This is a genomic window from Pseudoalteromonas piratica, assembly GCF_000788395.1.
Classification (GTDB): domain Bacteria; phylum Pseudomonadota; class Gammaproteobacteria; order Enterobacterales; family Alteromonadaceae; genus Pseudoalteromonas; species Pseudoalteromonas piratica.
On the sequence record NZ_CP009888.1, the window covers coordinates 1,480,829 to 1,504,475 of the forward strand.

The 23,647-nt window shown below is 41.1% G+C and carries 19 protein-coding genes; 8 read left to right on the plus strand and 11 right to left on the minus strand.

Annotated elements, in window-relative coordinates:
* Positions 1 to 165: 165 nt before the first annotated feature.
* Together ygjK and OM33_RS06730 are read left to right on the plus strand one after the other, a co-directional pair.
* A complete protein-coding gene (gene ygjK / locus OM33_RS06725; RefSeq protein WP_052140923.1) occupies positions 166 to 2,559 on the plus strand; it encodes an alpha-glucosidase in 2,394 nt (797 codons plus the stop codon).
* Positions 2,560 to 2,639: 80 nt separating this feature from the next.
* Entirely contained in the window at positions 2,640 to 3,695 is a 1,056-nt protein-coding gene (locus OM33_RS06730; protein WP_038643113.1) for a bifunctional transcriptional activator/DNA repair enzyme AdaA, read from the plus strand.
* A gap of 2 nt (positions 3,696 to 3,697) precedes the next feature.
* Here OM33_RS06730 and OM33_RS22005 read toward each other — a convergent pair whose 3' ends face one another.
* Positions 3,698 to 4,633 carry a tetratricopeptide repeat protein gene (locus OM33_RS22005; protein WP_052140924.1) on the minus strand — a complete coding sequence of 312 codons (936 nt, stop codon included), beginning with the start codon at positions 4,631 to 4,633 and terminating at the stop codon, positions 3,698 to 3,700.
* A 53-nt stretch (positions 4,634 to 4,686) separates the two neighbouring features.
* Positions 4,687 to 5,916: an ATP-dependent RNA helicase SrmB gene (srmB, locus tag OM33_RS06740; RefSeq protein ID WP_038640251.1), complete on the minus strand. Its 1,230-nt coding sequence runs from the start codon at positions 5,914 to 5,916 to the stop codon at positions 4,687 to 4,689.
* A gap of 76 nt (positions 5,917 to 5,992) precedes the next feature.
* Between srmB and OM33_RS06745 the strand changes: the two genes are divergently transcribed.
* The gene (locus OM33_RS06745; RefSeq protein WP_038640253.1) at positions 5,993 to 6,697 is read left to right on the plus strand and encodes a tRNA1(Val) (adenine(37)-N6)-methyltransferase; all 705 of its coding nucleotides are present in this window, start codon (positions 5,993 to 5,995) and stop codon (positions 6,695 to 6,697) included.
* A 9-nt stretch (positions 6,698 to 6,706) separates the two neighbouring features.
* On the opposite strand, the gene fldB is transcribed toward OM33_RS06745, so the two are convergent.
* Positions 6,707 to 7,228 carry a flavodoxin FldB gene (fldB, locus tag OM33_RS06750; protein ID WP_038640255.1) on the minus strand — a complete coding sequence of 174 codons (522 nt, stop codon included), beginning with the start codon at positions 7,226 to 7,228 and terminating at the stop codon, positions 6,707 to 6,709.
* Positions 7,229 to 7,292: 64 nt separating this feature from the next.
* Between fldB and xerD the strand changes: the two genes are divergently transcribed.
* The 5 genes from xerD (at position 7,293) to lysS (ending at position 13,599) form a co-directional block, all read left to right on the plus strand.
* A complete protein-coding gene (gene xerD, locus OM33_RS06755; RefSeq protein ID WP_407681049.1) occupies positions 7,293 to 8,207 on the plus strand; it encodes a site-specific tyrosine recombinase XerD in 915 nt (304 codons plus the stop codon).
* Between the two features lie 78 nt (positions 8,208 to 8,285).
* On the plus strand, positions 8,286 to 9,020 hold the full coding sequence (gene dsbC / locus OM33_RS06760; RefSeq protein ID WP_038640258.1) for a bifunctional protein-disulfide isomerase/oxidoreductase DsbC: 735 nt from the start codon (positions 8,286 to 8,288) through the stop codon (positions 9,018 to 9,020).
* A 65-nt stretch (positions 9,021 to 9,085) separates the two neighbouring features.
* Entirely contained in the window at positions 9,086 to 10,810 is a 1,725-nt protein-coding gene (gene recJ, locus OM33_RS06765) for a single-stranded-DNA-specific exonuclease RecJ (protein ID WP_038640260.1), read from the plus strand.
* Positions 10,811 to 10,930: 120 nt separating this feature from the next.
* A protein-coding gene (gene prfB / locus OM33_RS06770; protein WP_199922521.1) for a peptide chain release factor 2 occupies positions 10,931 to 12,029 on the plus strand; the annotation gives its coding sequence in 2 pieces (ribosomal slippage) (positions 10,931 to 11,005 and positions 11,007 to 12,029; 1,098 coding nt in all).
* Positions 12,030 to 12,057: 28 nt separating this feature from the next.
* The gene (gene lysS, locus OM33_RS06775) at positions 12,058 to 13,599 is read left to right on the plus strand and encodes a lysine--tRNA ligase (RefSeq protein WP_038640263.1); all 1,542 of its coding nucleotides are present in this window, start codon (positions 12,058 to 12,060) and stop codon (positions 13,597 to 13,599) included.
* An 82-nt stretch (positions 13,600 to 13,681) separates the two neighbouring features.
* Here the strand turns inward: lysS and OM33_RS06780 are convergent, their stop codons facing one another.
* From OM33_RS06780 to OM33_RS06815, 8 genes are all read right to left on the minus strand, one after another.
* Positions 13,682 to 14,530, minus strand: coding sequence for an HDOD domain-containing protein (locus tag OM33_RS06780; RefSeq protein WP_038640266.1), 849 nt, complete (start codon positions 14,528 to 14,530; stop codon positions 13,682 to 13,684).
* A gap of 140 nt (positions 14,531 to 14,670) precedes the next feature.
* Entirely contained in the window at positions 14,671 to 18,000 is a 3,330-nt protein-coding gene (locus OM33_RS06785) for an efflux RND transporter permease subunit (protein ID WP_038640269.1), read from the minus strand.
* A 7-nt stretch (positions 18,001 to 18,007) separates the two neighbouring features.
* Positions 18,008 to 19,132 carry an efflux RND transporter periplasmic adaptor subunit gene (locus OM33_RS06790; protein ID WP_038640271.1) on the minus strand — a complete coding sequence of 375 codons (1,125 nt, stop codon included), beginning with the start codon at positions 19,130 to 19,132 and terminating at the stop codon, positions 18,008 to 18,010.
* A 197-nt stretch (positions 19,133 to 19,329) separates the two neighbouring features.
* A complete protein-coding gene (locus OM33_RS22010) occupies positions 19,330 to 19,914 on the minus strand; it encodes a TetR/AcrR family transcriptional regulator (protein ID WP_010560788.1) in 585 nt (194 codons plus the stop codon).
* A 76-nt stretch (positions 19,915 to 19,990) separates the two neighbouring features.
* Positions 19,991 to 21,469, minus strand: a complete 1,479-nt coding sequence (locus OM33_RS06800) for a phospholipase D family protein (RefSeq protein ID WP_052140925.1) — start codon at positions 21,467 to 21,469, stop codon at positions 19,991 to 19,993.
* A 57-nt stretch (positions 21,470 to 21,526) separates the two neighbouring features.
* Entirely contained in the window at positions 21,527 to 22,219 is a 693-nt protein-coding gene (locus OM33_RS06805; RefSeq protein ID WP_052140926.1) for an LrgB family protein, read from the minus strand.
* Positions 22,220 to 22,221: 2 nt separating this feature from the next.
* A complete protein-coding gene (locus tag OM33_RS06810) occupies positions 22,222 to 22,575 on the minus strand; it encodes a CidA/LrgA family protein (protein WP_052140927.1) in 354 nt (117 codons plus the stop codon).
* 48 nt (positions 22,576 to 22,623) lie between these two features.
* The gene (locus tag OM33_RS06815; RefSeq protein WP_038640273.1) at positions 22,624 to 23,424 is read right to left on the minus strand and encodes a crotonase/enoyl-CoA hydratase family protein; all 801 of its coding nucleotides are present in this window, start codon (positions 23,422 to 23,424) and stop codon (positions 22,624 to 22,626) included.
* Positions 23,425 to 23,647 lie beyond the last annotated feature (223 nt).

Consider the following 23,647-nt stretch of genomic DNA (forward strand, 5'->3'; position numbering starts at 1 on the left):
ATTTTTATTATTTCATTTCTAGGCCAACTACTTTGGCATCAGTGCTATTCTAGAAATTCCTGCCTTGCTCTTCAATTGATTTTTATTTGCAAGCATATTGGTGGAAAATTGTTTTCCCTAGAGTTTTATGGATAATGTATACAAAAATAACTAAAACCAGTCTCTATGAAATTCTTATTTGCACCTATTTTTTTTCTTTTTATTAGTTTTCAAGGGGTTGCTTCTTCACAACTCGAACGCGTAAACGAACCTAATATGGCTAAGTTTTACGATGAGTATGGCAACCAGCAAGGTAACCCTTTATTCGACTTGGGCAGTTGGCATGGTTTTTCATTACCTAACAAGTCAAACTCAAGTGGCTTTGCAGGTCCCGCTATTATATTTGAAGAGTACACGCTTTATTTCGGTGAATACATCGAAAAGTTATCGGTTTCAGTTGACGGTGGGGCATACCAAACACTCTCAAGTTTGCCAAACACCATGAGCAGTGAATTGGGCTATTTTAAGCAAACGTTTAGGTCTAACGCTTTTACAATCGATATCTATTTAAGCTTTGCATCGGATCGAAGTAGTGTTATTGATACCCGTATTGTTAATTTATCTAACAAGCCACTTGAGCTCTCTTTAAAATGGCAAGGGCAGCTAACACAGCATTGGGAGAGTGAGACAGATTCTTACGTATGGCAAGTTAAGCCGGAAATTTCAAATAGTGCGATTTCTTGGCATTTCAGTCAATCGCGAGATACGTGGCATAAACTTAATCAAAATAACGCACGTTTCCAAATTGCGCGCTCAATACCGTCTCAATCTGTGTTTAATTCGCTTCAACAAAGCTACAGCAGTGTTGGCAAAACGGTGGTTTTACCTAATAACACACAATTAATTACTTCGGTGTTGAGTTATACCCATAATCAGCAAGAAAGCGATAGTGAAGATTTAAAATTAAGCGCTTTGTTAAAAGCAGACAAAGAGGCCTATTTGAATGCTAAAAATAGATGGCAACTACTTGCGAAGACGGTATCAAATGAGCACCATGAGCAAGTCGAAAAATTAGCAATAAAGTCCCTTGAAACCTTAGTTGGTAATTGGCGAAGCCCTGCGGGTTCGATTAAACATAATGGCATCACACCGTCTGTGACAGCACGTTGGTTTAATGGCGTATGGGCTTGGGATAGCTGGAAGCATGCCTACGCACTTGCAGAGGTGATGCCTGAACTTGCTAAAGACAATGTGCGCGCCATGTTTGATTATCAAATTACGGAAAGTGATTCACTTCGTCCGCAAGACGCGTGCATGGTAATTGATGCCGTGTTTTACAACTTCTCAAACGCGCGCGGGGGTGATGGCGGCAACTGGAATGAACGTAATACTAAACCGCCACTGGCATCTTGGGTAGTATGGCACATAGTGTCAAAAACCAATGATAATGCGTTTTTGGCTGAAATGTATCCGAAACTAAAAGCGTATCATAATTGGTGGTATTTAAATCGCGACCATAATGGCAATGGTTTGATTGAATATGGTGGCACAGTTGATGACATACACACAAACAAAGAAAGTGAGATGCGCTTTTCTGTGCAAACAAGTTCAAAGTTACCTGCGTTGAAAACATGTAAAAAAGATAAAAATAACTGGTATGCATGCAGCGGTAATTCACTTTATTTAGATTTGCTTGAAGAAGCTAGAGTAAATGCGTTTGATATCCCTGTGCAACATGCTGCAGGTTGGGAATCAGGTATGGATAATGCTGCGCGTTTTGGTTTTATTTCAAATGAGCAGTTTAAAGAGTATGCCAATCAAACTTATCAAGGCGATATGGCAAAAGCCAAGGCAGATTGGCAGGTTAAGATTTTTGAAAACGTGCGTAATGGTCAACTGGTTGGCTATTCTATCAATCAAGAATCTGTAGAGCTTAACAGTTACCTTGCGATGGAAAAACGCCAACTTGCGCAAATGGCAAAACGATTAGGTAACAACCAAGATGCACAAAAATACCAAGCAGAATACCAAACCTTAAAAGCACGTATTGATGCGTGTTTTTACGATAGCACAACTGGCTTTTATTATGACTTAGCCATTGATAATACCCCGCAGTCAACGAGTGAATGTAAAGGCAAGTTGTTGGTGCATCGCGGTAAAGGCCCTGAAGGTTGGGCGCCGTTATTTAGCCAGGTTGCAAGTACTGAAAATGCGGAAAAGGTGATCATTAACATGCTGAGTGAGTATGAGTTTAATACCTATGTGCCATTTCCTACCGCAGCTATCACAAACCCCGCATTTGGCGCAGATGTTTATTGGCGTGGCAGAGTATGGCTTGATCAAGTGTATTTCGCACTAAGTGCACTAAGTCATTACGGCTATAAAAAGGACGCGCAGCAGCTTTTACAAAAGCTCATTCGTAATAGTAAAGGCCTTAACGAAAAAGACAGTATTCGTGAAAACTATCATCCTTTTACTGGTGAGCAACAAGGCGCAACTAACTTTAGTTGGAGCGCCGCACATTTAATGATGATGTTGGATGAAATTGGTTTGCCTGAAAGTTCGTTGAGTCAACACTAAAAATATACTTGTTCAGTTTTCGGTTGAGTGAAATGTTAGCCTTGGTTACGCTTGGCTAAAATCACCAAATGATTGGCTTTATGAAAATCACGCAACCTGAAAAAATTAACGAGTACTACCAAGCATTGGTAGATAAAAACAGTCAATATCTTGGCTGTTTTTATGCCTGTGTGACCAGCACGCAGATTTTTTGTATCGCAACTTGCAGTGCGCGCAAACCAAAAAAAGAAAATGTTGAGTTTTGCTCAGAGGTAAAAGATGCCCTTGATGCGGGCTTTCGCCCGTGCAAAGTATGTAAGCCAACACAAAATGCCCATTCAATGCCAGAGCCAGTGGCTACAGCATTAAAATTGCTAGCGCAAAAAGGCCAAGAAAAGCTTTCAGACTACCATTTGAAAGAGGCTGGAATTCAGCCTGAACTGGTAAGACGTTGGTTTAAAAAACACTATGGCATGACGTTTCAAGCCTATCAGCGCATGGTGCGTATAAATACCGCTTATCAAGAAATTCAAAATGGCAAACAGCTGATTGATTCAGCGCTTGATTCAGGTTTTAACTCGTTAAGTGGCTTTGCCTATACATTTAAAAAAGCCACAGGCCTTAATCCGAGCAAAAGTAAAGATAAGCAAGTTATCTTAATTGCGCGCCACACTACACCGATTGGACCAATGTTTATATGCGCAACTAATAATGGCGTTTGTTTGGTTGAGTTTGTTGATAGACGCATGCTGGAGACAGAATTTAACGAGTTACAAAAGCGCTTGAATGCAGTGATTTTACAAGGTGAAAATGAACATATTAAACAGTGTAAGTTTGAGTTGAATGAATATTTTGCAGGCACGCGAAAAGAGTTTAATGTGGCACTCGAACTGCCAGGCACTGAATTCCAGCAAGGGGTTTGGCAAGGCCTGCAAACTATTCCATTTGGTGAAACACGTAGTTATTCAGAACAAGCTTCTGCACTAAACAACGCCAAAGCGGTGCGTGCTGTGGCAACTGCAAATGGTATGAACCGCGTTGCGATTATTGTACCGTGTCATCGTGTGATTGGTAAGGATGGGTCACTTACTGGTTATGGTGGTGGTTTAGCGCGAAAAGCCTGGTTACTCGAGCATGAAGGCGTAATAAGCTGCTAATTTTATTTAATTAGCAGCTGAGTTTGTAATTGTAAATATCGCTCTTTGTGCAGTCTAGGCACACTGTTCGGTAAGATTTTATTAAAATGTTCCGTTGCGAGCTTTTTATTTTCTAATGCCAGACCCATTTCAGCTAGGTTTATTTGCAACCTAGCAAAGCTTGCTTGATTTTGCTTAGGGGCTTTTGTAGCAAGAGCTTTTTGGTAACTGTTGTAGGCAGCTTGATAGTCTTTATTTGCTTTTTGACTAAAAGCCAAACCACCATAAGCTATTTTTATTTTTTGTGGGTCGTTCGTTTGATGCGCAGCATAGAGCGCCTTTTGCCAAGACGTGGTTTGTTTATCTAAATCGCCTAATGCGATATAGGTTTGCGCAAGGTTACCGTAAAGCTCAAAATTAAAATGCGGATCTTGCCGTTTAGCAAATTGACGTTGGGTTTTCTGCAATAGCTTAAGCGCATTTTCTGGATCACCAAATACATGGTATAGGTTTGCTATTTCCACAATTCGGTAGGGGTCTTGAAAGGCATCAAAGTGTTCTTTTAGAATTTTCTTAGTTTTAAATGCAACTTCTTTAGCAAGCACTTTCTGGCCGGTATAGTTCAAAGCTTTAGCATGGTAAAAATAGATTTGCGCTTTAAACACGCTAGGTAACTCAGTCTGTGCTAGCAAAGGCGTGGTAATTTTCAATGTCTCTAAAAACAGCTGATGGTCGTAGTAAAAGTCGAGTTGATACGAGCTGACTTTATACCACTGAGTGCTCAAAGGGGTTATGTTTGCGAGTGAGTCTTTTAAATATAAATCGCACTGTTCAAACGAGCGAAGGTGACAGAATTGCTCGTGATCACTGTAAGTTTCGGCTGCAAAAATAACAGGACTTATAAACAGCGCTAAACTTGAAATAAAACGAGCGGTGTAGATTTTTAATCGAGAGTTCATTCTAAAATTGGATAATAAAATGCGGTGCAATAAATTAACACCGCATAATTAAGTTACTTCTTTTTCGCTTTTTTCTTGGCTTTCTTTTTCGCCTTCATTTTCTCCGGATCTTTTTTCTTCTTCGCCGGTAGTTTAGCTTCTTTGTGTTTTGGCTCTAGGCCTTTAATTGTACGGCGTTTAAGTTTTTGCTCTGTGTAGCGCTCAACTTTTGCCAAAATTTCCACATCATGGGCTTCGATAAATGAAATCGCTGTGCCTTTTTTACCCGCGCGACCGGTGCGACCAATACGGTGTACGTAAATGTCGGCAGTGCGCGGCATATCAAAGTTAATTACGTGGCTAATATCAGCCACATCAATACCACGTGCGGCCACGTCGGTCGCAATGAGTACCTTAGTGCGGCCAGTATCAAAGCTTTTTAGTGCTGCTAGGCGTTTATCCTGAGGCATTTCACCACGCAGCCACGTGGTTTTAATGTCTTTCGCGAATAGCTCACCAACTAGCTGCTCTAAACGTTCACGTGTTTTAACGAATACAATGGCCTTTTCAACGTCTTCCGATTTTAAAATCGCTTCTAGTTGCTCCACTTTATGTTCGCGGTTATCTGATAAATGCACCCACTGATGGATTTTGCCTTTTTCACGACGCGATGGGGTTGCTTCAAGTAACGCTGGATCATTTAGAATGCGCTCTGCAAATAGCTCAACGCTGTCGCCCTCTAGTGTGGCTGAGAATAAAAAGCATTGCTTACGGTTTTTAGCTTCGTCGCAAATACGCAGCATTTCTTTACGAAAACCCATGTCTAACATGCGGTCTGCTTCATCAAGAATAAGCACTTCAACATCTTCTGCGTGGAAGTTTTCTGAATTTAAGTAATCCATTAAACGACCAGGTGTAGCAATCAGAATATCGTTATTTTTTTCAAAAATTTCTTTATGGCTACCGTAGTTAATACCACCTGTTACTACACCAATTTTAAGGTGAGTTTGCGCGGCTAGGGTATTTGCTTGTTCATACACTTGATAGGCTAGTTCACGTGTTGGTGTCATTATGAGTACGCGCGCAAAACCTGGATTACGTCTTGGGAAATCAATCAGATATTGCATTGCACCAAGTAAAAACGCTGCGGTTTTACCTGTACCGGTTGGTGAACTTGCTAAAATATCGCGACCTTTCATCGCTGCAGGAATAGCGAGCGATTGAATGCTAGTCGGTTTATCAAAACCCATTTTTTCAATGGCGTTTAATAATTTGGGATCAAGATCTAGGTCAGCAAAGTGCATAAGGAAATAAACATAAAGGAAAATTAGCTGTATTATACACCGAATGAGGCAATAGGGCAGAGGGCATTTTACCGCAATGTCGGGTTTTACGTTTAAGCAGTTTCATATTAACCACGATAAATGTGCGATGAAAGTGGGCACTGATGGCATTTTGTTGGGCGCTTGGGCACCTCTTGAAGGCGCAAATAAAGCATTAGATATTGGCACAGGTACGGGGCTAATTGCCTTAATGCTTAAGCAGCGTGCGCCTAGTTTAGTTATCACAGCTGTTGAAATTGATAATGATGCATTTTTACAAGCGAAAGAGAATATTTCAGCTTCACCTTGGCAAGATATAGGCGTGTGGCAAGGGAATATCAAAGAATTTCATAAAGATACAGCATTTGATCTGATAGTTTCAAACCCGCCATTTTTTAATGACTCACTTAAAAGCGACAATGCACAGCGCATGACGGCACGTCATACGGATGGTTTATCGTTTGACAGTTTATGTGCTAAAGCGGCAAGTTTATTAAGCGAAAAGGGTCGGTTTTGTGTGGTATTGCCTACAACCGAGTTAAGCCGATTTGAAAGTGCCGCAGATAACGCTAATTTGAAAATTACAAAAAAGCAGTGGGTATTCACTAGCAAAAAGAAAGCAGCAAAACGGGTATTAATGTGTTTGGCGCATAAAAATGAGTTGCAAGCCTTGGTTGAAGAAGAATTGGTTATTCATGCTGAGAGTGGGGAGTACAGCACAGCGTATAAACAACTGTGCCGTGATTTCTATTTGAACTTTTGAGAAAAGAAGTTAAAGCGTTTCAGCGTATTCGGTCATTACTTGTTCAACCCAAGTAGCAATGCGTTCATCACTTTTCTCGTACTGACTGTCTTCATCCAGTGCCAAGCCAACAAACTGTGTGCCATCTTTGGTTAATGCTTTTGAGGCTTCAAACTCGTACTCTTCAGAGTTTGGCCAGTAGCCTAAAAAAGTCACGCCTTGTGGTTTAATTTTGTCGTGCAGCATGCCTAATGCATCTTGAAACCATTGACCATAGCCTTGTTGGTCGCCCATACCAAAAAGTGCAATGGTTTTACCGCTTAGGTTAACTGACTCAATATCATCCCAAATTGATTCCCAATCTTCTTGTAACTCGCCAAAGTCCCAAGTAGAAATACCAAACATTAAGAAATCGAATTGTTCTGCGTTTTTCAGTGGCTCGTCTTTAATATTGTGAAGTGAAATGATGTCTTCACCGATAATTTGCTGAATTTTTTCTGCAGCCATCTCGGTGTAACAAGTTGTAGAACCAAAAAATAAACCAATTTTCATATTAAATTTGTGCGTTGCCGTGAGCTTGATATGATAGTCGCTAGTTTACCTTAACCTATGTGTTATTAATACATTGACAGAAAAACAAACCCCAAGCGTTGAAAATAGCCAACATATAGAACAATTTTTAGATGCCCTTTGGTTAGAGCAAGGTTTAAGTGAAAATACCTTGGCAGCATATCGTAACGACTTAAACAAATTTGCAATTTATATTGCGAAAACACCGCTTTTTGAGGTTGATGAAGGCATTATTCTTGAATATTTAGCATATCGCCGAGAAAATGGTTTTACAGCACGAAGTACGGCTCGGGCGCAAAGCGCGTTAAAACGCTTTTATTTGTATTTTATTGGTTTGAAAAAACTCTCCAGCTCACCGCTTGCCCATATTGAACAGCCTAAGCTAGGCCAGTCATTACCTAAAACCCTAACAGAACAAGAAGTTGAAGCCTTGCTTGATGCGCCTAATCTTGAAGAGCCCATAGAGCTAAGAGATAAAGCCATGCTTGAACTGTTATACGCAACAGGGCTTCGCGTAAGTGAATTGGTTGGCCTGCGTATGGAACAAATTAATCTGCGCCAAGCTGTGGTATTTGTTAAAGGTAAAGGAAATAAAGAACGTTTAGTTCCAATGGGGGAAGTGGCGCTTGAGTATATTGAAGTGTTTATCAAGTTAGCACGTCCGCAATTAATTAAACACGCGACTGATTTTGTTTTTCCGTCAAAACGCGGCATTGGCATGACACGACAGACCTTTTGGCATCGCATTAAGCACTATGCTATCGTCGCGAATATTCAGAGTGAATTATCACCGCATACTTTGCGTCATGCATTTGCCACACATTTGATCAATCATGGTGCTGATTTACGTGTTGTACAAATGATGTTAGGCCATAGTGACTTATCGACCACACAGATTTATACTCATGTAGCAAAAGAAAGGTTAAAATCCATTCATCAGACGCATCATCCAAGAGCTTGATGACAAAATACGGAATTTTATGTGGCTTAATACGGTCTAAATATTTATAAGCCCCAGTATTTAAAAAAGAGATAGCAAATGAAAAAACTAGCAATCGCAGCTGCTTTGTTGAGTGCGGCATTTAATATTTCAGCAAATGGTGTCGCAGCAGCGAGTGTTGATCCAATCGAAGCGAAAATCATAGCGGAATTTGAAAAAATCGGTCTACAAGCAAGTGGTGTAGCAGAAACACCTGTAAAAGGTTTGTATGAAGTATTAACCAATCGCGGCGTGTTATATAGCACGGCTGATGGTAAGTATTTACTGCAAGGTACGTTACTTGATTTAGAAAATAAAGAAAACCTAACGGAAGTTGCACTGGGTAATTTGCGTAAAGAAGGCGTTAAGCAATTTGCAGACTCGATGATCGTTTACCCAGCTAAAAACGAAAAACATAAAGTAACGATTTTTACTGATATTACCTGTGGTTATTGTCGTAAACTACACCGTGAGTTAGATGATTATCTTGATGCAGGCATTACGGTGCAATATCTTGCTTATCCACGTGCAGGTATACCAAGTAAAGGATTTGATGACTTACAAGACATTTGGTGTGCAAAAGATGCTGCTAAAGCACTTACTGATGCAAAAGCGGGTGATGATGTAGTGGATGTAGCTGCATGTGATGCACCAGTGAAAGAACAATTTGAAATGGGTCAAAGTTTTGGTATTACGGGCACGCCAGCTATCATTTTAGAAGATGGCACGCTTATTCCTGGTTACCAGCCAGCGGCTCAGTTAAAGCAAATTCTTGAAAGTAGTACAAAAGGGTAACCTAACCAGTTTGTGAAATAGGGCCGTTAAGGCCCTTTTTAGTCTGAGATTATTAAAAACGGTTCATGCAAAAAACAATTCAAACACGTGCCCGCGTTGATGACAGTTATCTAGACGCATCGCTTCACCCTGTTATTAAACAAATTTATGCCTCTCGTGGCATCAAAAACAATACTGAACTCGATAATGGCGCTGCGTCATTACTTGATTTTCGTTTATTGAAAGATATTGATGTTGCCGCAAATATTCTGATTAATGGGCTGCAAAAACAAGCCAAAATTTTAATCGTCGGTGACTTTGATGCTGATGGTGCAACCAGTACTGCGGTGTTAATGGAAGGCCTGCCGATGTTTGGCTTTCAACATGTTGATTACTTAGTGCCAAACCGTTTTAATTTAGGTTATGGCCTAAGCCCGCAACTTGCAGAACAAGTAGTGCAAATTAAGCCGGATATTCTTATCACAGTTGATAACGGCATTTCCTGTTTGCAGGGTGTTGAGATTTGTAAGCAGGCGGGTATTCAAGTGATTGTAACCGATCACCATTTACAAGGTGAAAAGCTTCCCAACGCCGACGCAATTGTTAATCCAAACCGCTTTGATTGTCAGTTTCCATCAAAAGCATTGGCGGGATGCGGTGTTGCGTTTTACTTGCTGGTGGCACTTCGTCACACGTTGCGCGAGCAAAATTATTTTGAAAACTCCTGCTTAGCGCAACCTAATTTAGCGAGTCTTTTGGATATTGTTGCGCTGGGTACGGTGGCCGATGTGGTGCCGCTCGATGCTAATAACCGTACTTTGGTTTACCAAGGTTTGGCGCGTATTCGTGCAGGTCGTACTCGCCCCGGAATTTTAGCTTTGATTGAGGTTGCCAACCGTAATAGCTATCGCCTGCAAGCCAGCGACTTTGGCTTTGCTATTGCGCCAAGGCTTAATGCGGCAGGGCGCTTAGATGATATGAGTTTAGGTATTGCTTGTTTACTGAGTCAGGATGGCAATCAGGCAAGACGCATTGCCGCGGAACTTGATGGATTAAACCAAGAACGCCGTGAAATCGAGCAAAGTATGCAAGTTGAAGCTAACGCGGTGCTAGAACGCTTAGTGTCACAATCACAAGAAATTCCAGATGCAGTGTGTCTATATCAAGACGATTGGCACCAAGGTGTTATTGGTATTCTAGCGGGACGTTTAAAAGAGCAATATCACCGTCCCACTGTGATTTTTGCACAGGGTGAAAATGGTGAAATAAAAGGCAGTTGCCGCTCTATTCCAGGACTGCATATGCGTGATTTGTTAGAGTCAATTTCAACAAAATACCCCGATTTAATTTTAAAATTTGGTGGTCACGCAATGGCGGCAGGGTTATCGATTTTAGAAAGTGACTTTGCACGCTTTAAGCAAGTTTACACAGACGCGGTAGCAAACACGCTGGCAGAAGAAGATAAGCACGCTGTGATATTAACCGATGGTAATTTGCCAGCTGATTGTTTTAACTTGAATTTTGCTAACCAACTTAAGCAAGCTGGCCCGTTTGGACAGAGCTTTGCTGAGCCATTATTCGACGATGTTTTTTATGTTATTCAACAGCGTATGGTGGGTGAGAAGCATTTAAAATTAGTATTGCGCCATGCTTCAGGTTTAGATGTTGACGCGATTGCTTTTAATGTTGATTTAAGAGCGTGGCCAAATACCGCAGCTGAAAAAGTACGTTTAGCCTATCAGCTTGATATTAATGAGTTTAGAGGTAAGTTTTCGCTGCAATTATTGGTCAGTGAAATACAATTAGCATAGATAAGAAATATTTATGCGAAAAAATGGTTTTGAATCTAATCAAAACCATTTTTTTTTGCTAAAATTCCCGCCTTTGATTATTGCCAAGAATTAAGGCAAAACACCAGTTGGAGTGATGTAATGTTTGAAGTGAATCCTGTGATTAATCAAATCAAGGAAATTCGCGAGCGCACCGACCAACTTAGGGGGTATCTTTGACTACCCTCTAAAGAAAGAGCGGTTAGAAGAAGTTAATGCCGAATTAGAAGATTCTGCGGTTTGGAATGAACCAGAAAAAGCGCAGGCGTTAGGTCGTGAAAAATCGAGCTTAGAAGCGATTGTTGACACGATTGATACCTTAGACCAAGGTGCAGAAGATGTTGAAGGCTTAGTCGAGCTTGCTGTTGAAGCAGAAGATGAAGACACCTTTGCAGAAGCTGAAGCTGAACTCGAAGAATTAATGAAGCAGCTTGATAAGCTTGAATTCCGTCGAATGTTCTCTGGTGAGCAAGATGGTAACGATGCCTATATCGACCTGCAGTCAGGTTCAGGCGGCACTGAAGCACAAGACTGGTGTAATATGCTGCTGCGTATGTATTTACGTTGGGCAGAAGCAAAAGGCTTTAAAGCGGAAATCGTTGAAGCAACTGATGGTGATGTTGCAGGTATTAAAGGTGCAACGGTTCGTGTTTCAGGTGAGTATGCTTATGGTTGGTTACGCACCGAAACAGGTGTACACCGCTTAGTACGTAAAAGCCCGTTTGACTCAACAGGTCGCCGTCATACATCATTTGCTTCGGCGTTTGTTTATCCTGAAGTGGATGACAATATTGAAATTGATATTAACCCAGCCGATTTACGTATTGACGTATATCGTGCATCGGGTGCTGGTGGTCAGCACGTTAACCGTACAGAATCTGCGGTACGTATTACTCACTTACCAACCAACACGGTAGTGCAGTGTCAAAATGACCGTTCGCAACACAAAAACAAAGCACAGGCGATGAAGCAGTTAAAAGCAAAATTGTTTGAGCTTGAAATGCATAAACAGAATGCTGAAAAGCAGTCTCAAGAAGATGCAAAATCGGATATTGGTTGGGGTAGCCAAATTCGTTCTTACGTACTTGATGATTCTCGTATCAAAGATTTACGTACAGGGGTTGAAAACCGTAATACTCAAGCCGTATTAGACGGCGATTTAGATAAGTTTATCGAAGCCAGCCTGAAATCTGGCCTTTAATTTAAACCAAGCAACTTAGAGCTATAACATGACAGATCAAATTCAAGACGAAAATAAATTGATTGCAGAACGTCGTGCCAAGCTAGATGCGATTCGTGAGAATTGCTCAGCTAATGGTCACCCGAATACTTTCCGCCGTGAAGATTACACAGCAGATCTACAAGCTAAGTTTGGTGATAAATCGAAGGAAGAGTTAGTCGAGTTAGACCACCAAGTTTCAGTAGCAGGCCGTATTTTAGCAAAACGTGGTCCTTTCCTTGTACTTCAAGATATGAAAGGTCGTATTCAGGCGTATGCGTCTAAAGACGTGCAAAAAGCGCTAAAAGAGAAGTATGGCCAACTTGATATCGGTGACATCATCGGTGTGTCTGGTCCGCTTCATAAATCAGGTAAAGGTGACCTTTACGTAGATATGGTTAAGTACGAGTTACTGACTAAATCACTTCGCCCATTACCAGAGAAATTCCACGGTTTAACAGACCAAGAAGCAAAGTATCGTCAGCGTTATGTTGACCTTATTACAAATATGGACACCCGTGAGACGTTCCGTATTCGTTCAAAAGTGATTGAAGGTATTCGTCGTTTCTTAGCTGAACGTGACTTTATGGAAGTTGAAACGCCAATGCTTCAGGTTATTCCTGGTGGTGCAACGGCGCGCCCATTTGTGACTCACCACAACGCGTTAGATATCGACATGTACTTACGTATCGCACCAGAGCTTTACCTTAAGCGTTTAGTTGTGGGTGGTTTTGACCGCGTATTTGAAATTAACCGTAACTTCCGTAACGAAGGTCTTTCAACGCGTCACAACCCAGAATTTACGATGATTGAATTCTACCAAGCGTACGCTGACTACAACGATCTGATGAACTTAACGGAAGACATGTTACGTACCGTTGCACAAGATGTACTTGGTACAACAACGGTTGTTAACACAGTTAAGAACGCTGAAGGTGAAGTTGTTGAAACAATCGAATATGATTTTGGTAGCAAGTTCGAGCGTTTATCAATGGCTGATGCCATCATCAAGTATGGTCCTGATGCTGAAGAAATTGCGCATATCTTCAAAGATCCTGAAAACCACTTCGATGAGTTAGTCGCTTACGCGAAGAAAGTACACGTTAAGATCCCAGAAAAATGCGTATGGGGTGCAGGTAAGTTCTTATGTGAGATCTTCGAAGAAACAGCTGAACATAAGCTAATTCAACCGACTTTCATCACTGAGTACCCGTGGGAAGTGTCACCACTTGCACGTCGTAACGATGAAAATCCATTTATCACTGACCGTTTCGAATTCTTCGTAGGTGGCCGTGAATTAGCAAATGGTTTCTCTGAGCTTAATGATGCAGAAGACCAAGCAGCGCGCTTTGCGCGTCAGGTTGAAGAAAAAGATGCTGGTGACGATGAAGCAATGCACTTTGATGATGACTATATCCAAGCACTTGAATTTGGTTTACCACCAACAGCAGGTGAGGGTATTGGTATCGATCGTCTAGTGATGTTATTTACTGACTCGCCAACGATTAAAGATGTTATCTTATTCCCGCATATGCGCCCGCAAGCGGACTAAGTACCGTCTGATAAAAAACCCAGCTATATGCTGGGTTTTTTTTCAAGGGGCTGTGAATAAAACTGAGTTTTGTGAGCTGGTATTAGTGGGATGAAATTAAATACTCTTCAACATCTTCTTTTAGATCTTGAAACTCGTACTCATCAAGTTGAAGAATATCTAATACGTCTTGTTCAATCGTTTGCCACTGTGGCTCTGGGCGAAACTGACGAGCAACATGAACAAAGTTTTCCGCAAGTCTTAAACAGGCAAAACAGCTGCGCTCAAAATCATCTGAACACGCACTAAAAAAATCATCACTGTGATGCTGCAAAATTATTTGGCAAATTTGTTTAGGTAAATTCCAGCTGGTCGCAAGATAGTAACCTACCACAGCATGATTTGTTTTAAAGCGGTTTTCTTCTTTGTTAAATAACGGGTTAGTATCATTTTCTCTGTGTTCTTGTAAAAGACTGGCGTAATTCTCGAATCGGATCGCCATCGCGGGTATGCCTGCATCATGGAATAATCCAATTAAGTGAAGATTTTCAGGTGGTAACGGTGTTTTTAAATGCCTTGCAATAATGCACGAAACATTGGCGATGTCATTGGCATTATCCCAAAACCGATTGAGGGAGAGTGAACATTTACTTTGATCATATGCTTGTTTGAGAAGGTAGCCGGTAACGAGATTTGTAATGTTTTCTAGTCCCAAAAACATCACAGCCTGACGAATATCACTAATTGTTCTGGCAAGACCATAGAAGGGGCTATTAATTATTTTTAGCACTGCAGCAGAAGTTGCTACATCGGCCGCAATAATATCGGCTACACGGAATAATTCAGGTTCTTTGCTCAACTCATCTTGCAATGCTTGTAAGATATCCGGCTTTGCAGGAATGGAAAAACCGTTTGCAACATCGTTGAGTATTTTATTATCGATTTCAATCATGCGTTCGCTTAATTTAACAAACCATCTAATTACTATAGACAAAGATTGGCACACAATTGAAATTGAGGGTGTGATTTTAAAATAAAAAATCCCAGCACGTGCTGGGATTTTTGGTCAGTCATCAATTTAGATTTCCATATCTAAGCGGCTGTCCTTAAATCGGTGTCTTCTGAATTTTGCTTTATATCAGAATCCTTAAGTAAGAAGCTTAATATGACTGGCACTAAAATCAAAGTGAATATTGTTGAAACCACTAATCCGCCAACCACGACGCCGCCTAAACCGCGATAAAGCTCACTACCTGCACCAGGCATGAGTACCAGTGGTAACATGCCGCCCACAGAAGTAAGTGTAGACATCATAATTGGGCGAACACGACTTTCAACAGATTCTTTAATTGCCAATTGGGCAGTAAGTCCTTTGTACTTAAGATTGTTAAGTGCTTGATGCACGATCAAAATGGCGTTATTAACAACCACACCTGCCAAGATAACAAAACCAAGTAAAGTTAAAACATCAAGGTTTTGAATTGGTGTGTAGCGATCAAATACACTTGCCCAATGCACTGCTGCAAGACCCATAAAGCCACCAAGGGTTGCAAGTGGTACGCTCACCATAATAACAAGTGGGTATTTCCAGTTCTGGAATAAAATAACCATAACCAGATAAACTACAAACATAGCTAGAAACATGCTTGAACTTAAGGTGCCAAATAAACTACCGTCGCCGAGTAAGGACTTTTTAAGATCTGCAAGCTTACCGGCACTACCAGCAAGATTCACTTCAACGGCAGGAGAGATAGCACCCGCGCCGCGCAGTTCGTCGACCATAGTATTGACTGATGCAATGGCCTGTTCAAGTGGCATGCCAGCTGGTGGTGTAAATTGCAAAGTTACCGCACGTTGACGCGAAACGTGCTTAATTTGATCGACGGTTTGTGTACGCTCAACCAGTGCCAGCGATTGAAGATCAACTACCTGACTTTGTGGTGTTGCTAGCGGTGTTTGCATCAGTGCATCAATAGGGAAATCATCCTGTTGTGCACTCGTTACGATTTTAAGGTCTTTTAATTCGCCACCAACTGCAAAACTATTCATCATAATGATGCCATCACCATTAGCTTGCACTGCTAAGCCTAAATCACGACGTGTCATGTTGAGTTCGGCAAGACGCTCATCTAGCGGCTTAATTGATAGCTCTGGCGTTGGCAGTAAAAAGTTAGCTGGCTCAGGAATGGTTGCATAAGGCCCATAATTACCGATTAATTTAAATAGCAAGGCTGTTGCACCATTAGTGATTTGCTCTAGGTCATCACCTACCAAATCGATTTGAATCGCGCTACCCGTTGTACCACCGGTATTAAAAAGTGGAAACTGGAAAGCAAAGCCAATCACATCTGGTGCGTTTACGCCCATTAATGTTTGGTTTAAGAAGTCGACCGCATCAATGGTTTTATCTGCTTCTTTTGGGATCATGCCATGGAGAATTTGACCATCCATTGCGACTAAGAAATAGTGATCGATTTCTGGTGCTTTAATGGTGCTGCCATCCATTAATTGAATGTCAGGAACACTTTGCGTTAAATCAGGCTCTCCTCCTCGAATAATCGTCTCTGCTTGATATTTATCGCCAGTCACTTCCCATGCAGGGCGAAGCACTTTTTCAATACGGTCACCAATTTCTGAGACTTGATCAAGGTTGTAACCAGGCGGTGGCACCATAAAGCCAAAGGCAAAATTACGGTTACCTTTTGGTAAATAATCAAGCGGTGGGATGAGTAATGCAATCCCCACAAGTGTCACAACCGCAAAACTTGTCACTACCGTTAGTTTACGCTTGGTAGTACTGGTAATTGCGATAAACAAGGCGCCAATGTGGCTCGGCAGCTTTGCAGCTTTCTTTTCAAGCTCAGCCAATTTACCCGTTTTTAATTTTACTTGTTTAGAGTCACTGCGAGCACGCAAAAAATAAGCGCCGGCAACCGGAATAACTAAGACAGATACGACAAAACTAATAAAGACAGCTGCCATGATGGCAAGTGATATATCGCGAAAAAGCTGACCTGCACTGTCGGCAATGGTCAAAATCGGCACAAATACAACGAGCGTAGTCATGGTTGATGCAAATACAGCACCGGCAACTTCTTGCGTACCTTCAACACTGGCTTTAAGCGGTTTTTTACCCATTTCTAAATGGCGGAAAATGTTCTCGATAACCACAATGGCATTATCAACGACCATGCCTACCGCGAATGCCATACCAGCGAGAGAGACAATGTTAATTGAGCGCCCTAGGGCGACTAAAATCACTACTGATGCAATCACTGAAATTGGAATTGCGATAGCAATTACGCCAATGGTGCGCAGCGAGCGTAAAAATAGCAGAAGCGTAATTACAGCAAGTAAACCACCTACCATGATATTGCTTTGCACTAAATCAATGGCGTTTTCTACATAACTGGATGAGTCCCAGGTAGTAACCAGCTCAAAAGTACCATTCACCCCAAGCTTTTTAGCATGTTGTTCTAGCATACCATTCGGCTTATTCAACTCTGCAATTTCGGCTTTTAGCGCATTCATGGTTTCAAGCAGGTTAGCGCCATGGGCAAGTTGGAAATTAAAAAATGGCATTTTCACACCGCGAGCACGTACCCAATCACGCATATCTTTGTAATCGAGTTTTACCGTCGCAATGTCTTTAACATACACAGGACCGCGGCTGTCTTTTCGGATCACAATGTTTTCAATGGTGGCAACATCCGTAAAGCGTCCCATGGCACGCACACGAATATCGTTTTTGCCGTCAGGTAAGCGACCACCTGAGTAATTGGTGTTGGTAATTTGAATTGCATCTACTAATTGGCTGTAGGTAATGCCAAAGTTGGCAAGTTTGATAGGGTCAATCTGAATTTGCAGTTCTTGTTCACGTGCACCTAAAATGCCGACTTTTGAAATACCTTTGATGTTTTCAAGGCGAGGACGTAAACGACGTTCCATAAAATCATACAAGGTAGTGTTATCAAAACTCGGATCGCTAGCCGCAAGGCCTACCCAGGCAATGTAATCAACCGACATTGGGTCAACGCCTTCAACGGTTGGTTCCGAAACGCCCATAGGGTAGGCTGGTACTTCATTGAGTTTTTGTACAACTTCTGCCTGAGCTTGTTTAATATCAGTGCCAGTTTCAAATTCTAAACGCAACTGCGCTGCTGAGGTTTGACTGATACTGGTTAATGAAACCAAGCCATTTACATCTGACAGTACCTTTTCTTGTTCAATAACAACGTCAGATTCAATTTCTTCAGGGCTTGCGTTCTCCCAAAATGTTCTTACGCTAACAACCACTGAGTCAACCGATGGCGTCATTTGAACCGGTACTTGAGTGAAGGCTAATACGCCTGCAAGTACCGATAATATTACAGCAACGATAACACTTATGGGTTGTTTAACCGCGCTTTCTACAATCTTCATATCGTGCCTACTTTAAATGTTGTTTATTGCCATTTGAGGCGTCTGCTACTGCAACTACAGGTCCAGGCATTAATCGTTCATTACCTTCCGTAATTACTTTGTCATTAGGTGCTAACTGAGGTGCGAAAACGGCAACCTTATTTCCTTGATGAAATTGCACGTTAACCGAAACTGGTTGAGCAATTTGTTTATCACCTTGCACTACCACTTTATAAACCAAGTAATTGCCACCTCGGTTCACTAATGCATCTTTTGGAACTGTAAGCGTTGTGCGAGCATCACCCTCAGGTAACCATGCACTCACTGACATGCCTGGCATTAATCCTTTGCCATTTACTTGACCAATAACGCGAAAAGTACGCGCACGCTCATCAACGCTGTTAAGTATTTTTATATTGTGGGCTTGCACCAACTCATCACCGATTTGCAGTGCTATTTCAGAGGGGGCTTTGCTTGCTAAAAATGCGAATCGCTCTGGAACATCTAACCAAGCTTCTAATTTATTAAGTGAGGTGAGTGTGAAAGCATGATCGCCACTTCCTAACCATTGGCCTAACTCTGCAAGCCGACTCGTCACTTGACCATCAAACGGAGCACGGATTGACATATCATCAATGCGCACTTGTAATGCATCAAGCTGTGCGTTTAATGCTTCAATAGCTTGCGTTGCCGCAATCACTCGGGCTTGATTAGCGATTGTTTGTGTTTTGCTTTGATTTAGGCGCTGTTTTGATACAGCGCTTTTTTGTGCTGACTGTTTATAAGCTAGATAATCTGCCTCGGCTTGGGTAAATTCCGCTTTAGCTAATGATAGGTTTGCTTCGGCAAGCATTTTCTCTGCTTGTAAACGCTGTTTTTCAGCATCAAGACGACGCGTATCTAAATTAGCTAAAATGGCACCTTGAGTGACAGTATCGCCTTCATTAACTAGCACTTCGACAACCTTTCCTGATTCCACAGAAGCAACATTTGCTTGATTAAAGGCTTTTAAAGTACCGACTACACGTTTGCGTGGTTGTAATTGTTGTTCACTTGCTTCAGAAAAACGCACTACTTGTGCATTGGCTTGAAACACTAAAAACAACAGACTTAATAAAAGTACAATTTGTTTGAATGAGCGTGGAGAAGTCATTGTAATTTCCAATTTAGTAGACCAGTCGTCTAGTAGATTGTCTTTGATAATGGCAATTGTTGCAAGATGAATTTTAACTGAATAGTGTTTTTTTGCTGGCTTTTTTGCTTAACTCTTTGAAATTTTTTTATATATTTAATTTTTATTTTTTAGACCAATTGGTCTAGTTGAGGCGTTTTATATGAGTTTAGTGCCAATTAAGGCACTAGGATGGACTCAAAAATAATGTCGACAAAGTTATCGTAGGGTTCTGTTGAGCGTTCTACTTGCATTTGGATTGCAGCACCATGGCTGGCATTAAATAAAAAAGCAGCAATTTTATGTGGGTCGAGCTTTTCGTTCACTTCACCTTCTTGCTGGGCTTCACGAATGGTTTGCGCCATCATACTGTGCATTAAATCTTGTGCACATTTTATTCCACCACGCATATTTTCACTGAGTTGTGATTGTTCCAAAATCAATTTTGGCACCAAACATTCACAATCAATACCTTCTTCCTCATGAAATTGCTGAATACGCTTAAACCAATTGTTTATTCGTTGTAGTGGTGAATACTTTCGGTCGCGTAAGAATTCACGCATAAAGTCATGAGTTTGATCTTGGGCGCGCTCAATTAACGCTAAGCCAAAATCTTCCTTAGACTTAAAGTAATGATAAAATGATCCTTTAGGCACTCCAGCCTTATCTAGGATTTCTTTTAAGCCACATCCGTTGTAACTTTTTTCGATAATTAGCGCATGGCCTGCTGCCAAAATCGCTTCTTTGGTATCTGGCTTAGTCATATTTGGGTTAATACTTTTTTACACCTAGTGGGTATTATTAGACCAGTCGTCTCTAAAGTCAACTTGAACAACGTGTTTAAAGCTGATCTTCAATGGGTAGAATACCAAAAAAGCATGCCCCGATTTTACGCCAAATGCTTGCATCGGGTTCACTTGTAAATGTATTTTTTGTCTTTAAATCAATCCATTCAAGCTGATTATCATTGAGCTTAACCTGATAGGCAGAGTCACTGATGGCATCGGACAGTGCATTATGAATTTTCTCACTTAAGGGGGCGTTTTCAAACAGCACACCGATTTCGGTGTTGATAAAAATTGAACGTGGGTCGAGGTTTAAAGAGCCTACAAACGTGTGCTTGTTGTCAAAAATAATAGACTTAGCGTGAAGGCTTGCTTGGGTAGAGCCGCGCCATGCGCTTGGTTTAAAGTTGGGGGTAACTTTTGTTTCGTAAAGGGTGATACCTGCTGCTAAAAGGGGCTTTCGATAGGGAGCATAGCCCGAGTGCACAGCGACAACATCGGTTGCGGCAAGTGAGTTAGTCAATATGCTGACTTCAACACCACGCTCTACCATTTTTCTTAAATACTCAGTTCCATTTTCACCTGGCACAAAGTAGGGGGAAATAATAAATAAGCTTTCTGTGGTATTAGCAAAGGCCTCTTCTAAATCATCAAGTAGTGGGCTAGCGAGTCCTTTCTCATTGATTTTACTCGGTGGGTCATATAACACTTGGGCATTACCCCACGACCAAGGTAATTTACCTTCGGTTAAATGTTCAATAAATTCTGAGTTTAATAATGCTTGAACATAATCCTGTTTGCTCTCTTCGGTATTACTGACTTCAAGGTCCCAATTACTAAGAATATTAATTACTTCAGCGTCAGAATAGAGTTTATTGTGGAATACTTCTAAGGGGTAACTAAACTCACTATTCCAGTAACTATCAAATTGCGTATTAATGTCATTTACTGCAGCGCCAATTAGTAATAAATCAAAATCACCAAACTCAACTTCGTGACTTGCACTAAAGTATTCATCACCAATATTTCGTCCACCAATCACTGAGGTTAAGCTATCGACTGTGAGCGATTTATTATGCATCCGGCTATTTAAGCGATCGAAATCAGTAAGAATGCCAAGTGCTTTGAAGCGGCGGTTAGGTGAGGGATTAAATAGACGAATCTCAACATTTTTATGCTGATTTAAAATTTGTAATTGTGGGTTTGAATCAGGTGCTTTCAAGTCATCGAGCAATAATCTGATTTGCACGCCGCGTTCAGCAGCTTGATAGAGCGAATAGTTTATTTGGTTGCCGGTGACGTCTTTATTGTAGATATAGTACTGTAAATCGATACTACTACTTGCCGCGTTAATTAAACTGACTCGTGAGACAAATGCATCAACCCCTTTGCCAAGCGCATACACACCTGTTTGATTATCTTTTTGGTCAGTGGCATTAGAAACAAAGTTAGCTAAGCGACCCGTTTTGGCTGGTGCTTTCGCATAGCTTTTGACACTTGGGGTAGGCTTTATATGTGTTGCACACCCGACCATAAAAAGCACGACTCCTATGATTAAAATCCGCTTTAGTAACATTTGTTTACCGTTTAATCATGTTGAAAATATGACATCAAACACAGTATAGATTACAGGTAACATTAGAGGCGTCAAGATAGCACTTAAGATTAAGCTGACAGATGCAAACGCACCCATACGTTCATTTACTTCAATAGCTCTCGCTGTGCCAACCGCATGACAAGCCGATCCGAGTGCTAGCCCTTGGCTTTGTTGTTGAGTTATACCAAATAACTTGAGTAATGGGATGCCGAGCACGGCGCCAAAAATTCCGACACAAATAACCACCACAGCTGATAATGCACTAATACCTGCAAGTTGTTCAGTGACTTCAATTGCGATGGGCGTTGTAACTGCATTGGCAGCCAGGCTGACAACAAGTTGCTCGCTCGCTCCTAAACTACGTGCTGTAATCATAGCAATCACCGACGAACAGGTGACACCAATAGCGCTACACAAAATATAGCGCCATGTCTCTTTTTTAATAGTGCGTGACTCTTTATAAAGAGGAATTGCCAATGCAACGATAGCGAGATCTAATAACCAAAAAAATGGCGTGTTGATTTCTGCAAACTTTTGATAATCAATATCCAACCAAATCAATACAATACTGATGAATGCAATACTCAACAGAATTGGGTTGCATACACTGTACTTTAGATAATGTGTTTGCAGCCACTTAAACGTAAAAAAGCACAGAGGTGACAGAATAATTAAAAGTAAACTCATAACTATTCCTTTTTATGATCTGAAAATAAATAAGTTGCCACTTTTCCAACGATAAATAAGGTGCTAACAGTAGCTGCAAGTACTGAGATTATAATTAACAAGACGTTTTCTTTTATTAGATCAAGGTGCTGAATAATGCCGACACCCGCGGGTATAAAAAAAAGTGGGAAATACTTAAGCAGCAGGTTTCCAAGCACTTCACATTGCTTAAGTGTAACAATATTTAGTTTGAGTGCGATAAGCAGTACCCCCATACCAATAACAGCAGGGGGAAATTTAAAATTTACTAGCTGCAAAAACCCGTGACCAATAACTAAGGCCAACACTAAAATGATGAGACTATAAACGTATTTCATACCACTAGCCTACCATAGCCTTTCGCTTTGTATACTGGTCTTTAGTCGTTACCAATTGGCAGAGTTATAAAAAGGCTTTGACTCATCTTTCAAGCGGTTATTGATTGCTCGTTTTACGTTTTTACCGCGTAAAATTTTAATTTGATTGAGCGTTTCCGCGGCAAGTAGCTTACGTTTATTAAGCATCATGTGTTTTTGATAGGTGCGTTTGTTAGCGGCTAAAGCATCTGGAGATTTAGCAAGTAATGATGCCTTTAGTTGCTCGCAAGCACTGTCTAAATCATCACATACTTGCGTAACTAGGTTCAGTGAACGTGCTGTTTTGGCATCAATTGGCTCAGCCAGGTGAGTAAGCATCAATGCTTGATCATAAGGCATTAAGCCTTGTAGCATCACACTGCCAGCCATATCTGGAGTGAGTCCCCAGCGCGTTTCCATGATTGAAAACTGCGCATCTTTACTTACTAGGCGAAAGTCGGCACCGAGTGCAATCTGCATGCCCCCGCCAAAACAACGACCATGAATTTTACAAATCACAGGTGCTTTTATTGTTTGCCAGCCGATCGTTACGCGTTGGGCTAAATTCGCATTACCTGGCAACCATTTAAATAGCAGTTTTAGCATTTGTAAGGGGGATCGGCTGATGTTTTTTACATCTAAGCCAGTACAAAAATCATTACCATTGGCTTCAATAACCACCAGTCTCAATGACTTTTCTTTTTTAAGCCGTTTAATAATGCTGTCGAGTTGAATAAAGCTGTCAAAAGTGAGTGCATTTAACTTTTCCGCGCGGTCAAAAACCACAGTGGCAACGCCATTTTCAATGTTTAGGGTGATTAGGTGCTTCATTGTTGTTCTCATCCGACCTGTTGGTGGTTCTGAGATTAACGTGGAATATAGTTGCTGTAAAGCGCGTTACTTCACGCTCTGTTCATTTTATTTAGGCAAAATAACAGGCTTTCTTCGTGTTCAATTTTTAACAAGTTAAGTGTCAGTTAACTAAAATTAAAATATTAAATTACAATTAATTTCCAGTCGTATTATGATTGATTATCAAAAGAATTTATCTAAA

Bases quoted from the DNA above. Each gene is read 5' to 3' on its own strand.
- ygjK (WP_052140923.1), top strand. From the start codon at position 166: ATGAAATTCTTATTTGCACCTATTTTTTTTCTTTTTATTAGTTTTCAA.
- OM33_RS06730 (WP_038643113.1), top strand. From the start codon at position 2,640: ATGAAAATCACGCAACCTGAAAAAATTAACGAGTACTACCAAGCATTG.
- OM33_RS22005 (WP_052140924.1), bottom strand. From the start codon at position 4,633: ATGAACTCTCGATTAAAAATCTACACCGCTCGTTTTATTTCAAGTTTA.
- srmB (WP_038640251.1), bottom strand. From the start codon at position 5,916: ATGCACTTTGCTGACCTAGATCTTGATCCCAAATTATTAAACGCCATT.
- OM33_RS06745 (WP_038640253.1), top strand. From the start codon at position 5,993: ATGTCGGGTTTTACGTTTAAGCAGTTTCATATTAACCACGATAAATGT.
- fldB (WP_038640255.1), bottom strand. From the start codon at position 7,228: ATGAAAATTGGTTTATTTTTTGGTTCTACAACTTGTTACACCGAGATG.
- dsbC (WP_038640258.1), top strand. From the start codon at position 8,286: ATGAAAAAACTAGCAATCGCAGCTGCTTTGTTGAGTGCGGCATTTAAT.
- recJ (WP_038640260.1), top strand. From the start codon at position 9,086: ATGCAAAAAACAATTCAAACACGTGCCCGCGTTGATGACAGTTATCTA.
- lysS (WP_038640263.1), top strand. From the start codon at position 12,058: ATGACAGATCAAATTCAAGACGAAAATAAATTGATTGCAGAACGTCGT.
- OM33_RS06780 (WP_038640266.1), bottom strand. From the start codon at position 14,530: ATGATTGAAATCGATAATAAAATACTCAACGATGTTGCAAACGGTTTT.
- OM33_RS06785 (WP_038640269.1), bottom strand. From the start codon at position 18,000: ATGAAGATTGTAGAAAGCGCGGTTAAACAACCCATAAGTGTTATCGTT.
- OM33_RS06790 (WP_038640271.1), bottom strand. From the start codon at position 19,132: ATGACTTCTCCACGCTCATTCAAACAAATTGTACTTTTATTAAGTCTG.
- OM33_RS22010 (WP_010560788.1), bottom strand. From the start codon at position 19,914: ATGACTAAGCCAGATACCAAAGAAGCGATTTTGGCAGCAGGCCATGCG.
- OM33_RS06800 (WP_052140925.1), bottom strand. From the start codon at position 21,469: ATGGTCGGGTGTGCAACACATATAAAGCCTACCCCAAGTGTCAAAAGC.
- OM33_RS06805 (WP_052140926.1), bottom strand. From the start codon at position 22,219: ATGAGTTTACTTTTAATTATTCTGTCACCTCTGTGCTTTTTTACGTTT.
- OM33_RS06810 (WP_052140927.1), bottom strand. From the start codon at position 22,575: ATGAAATACGTTTATAGTCTCATCATTTTAGTGTTGGCCTTAGTTATT.
- OM33_RS06815 (WP_038640273.1), bottom strand. From the start codon at position 23,424: ATGAAGCACCTAATCACCCTAAACATTGAAAATGGCGTTGCCACTGTG.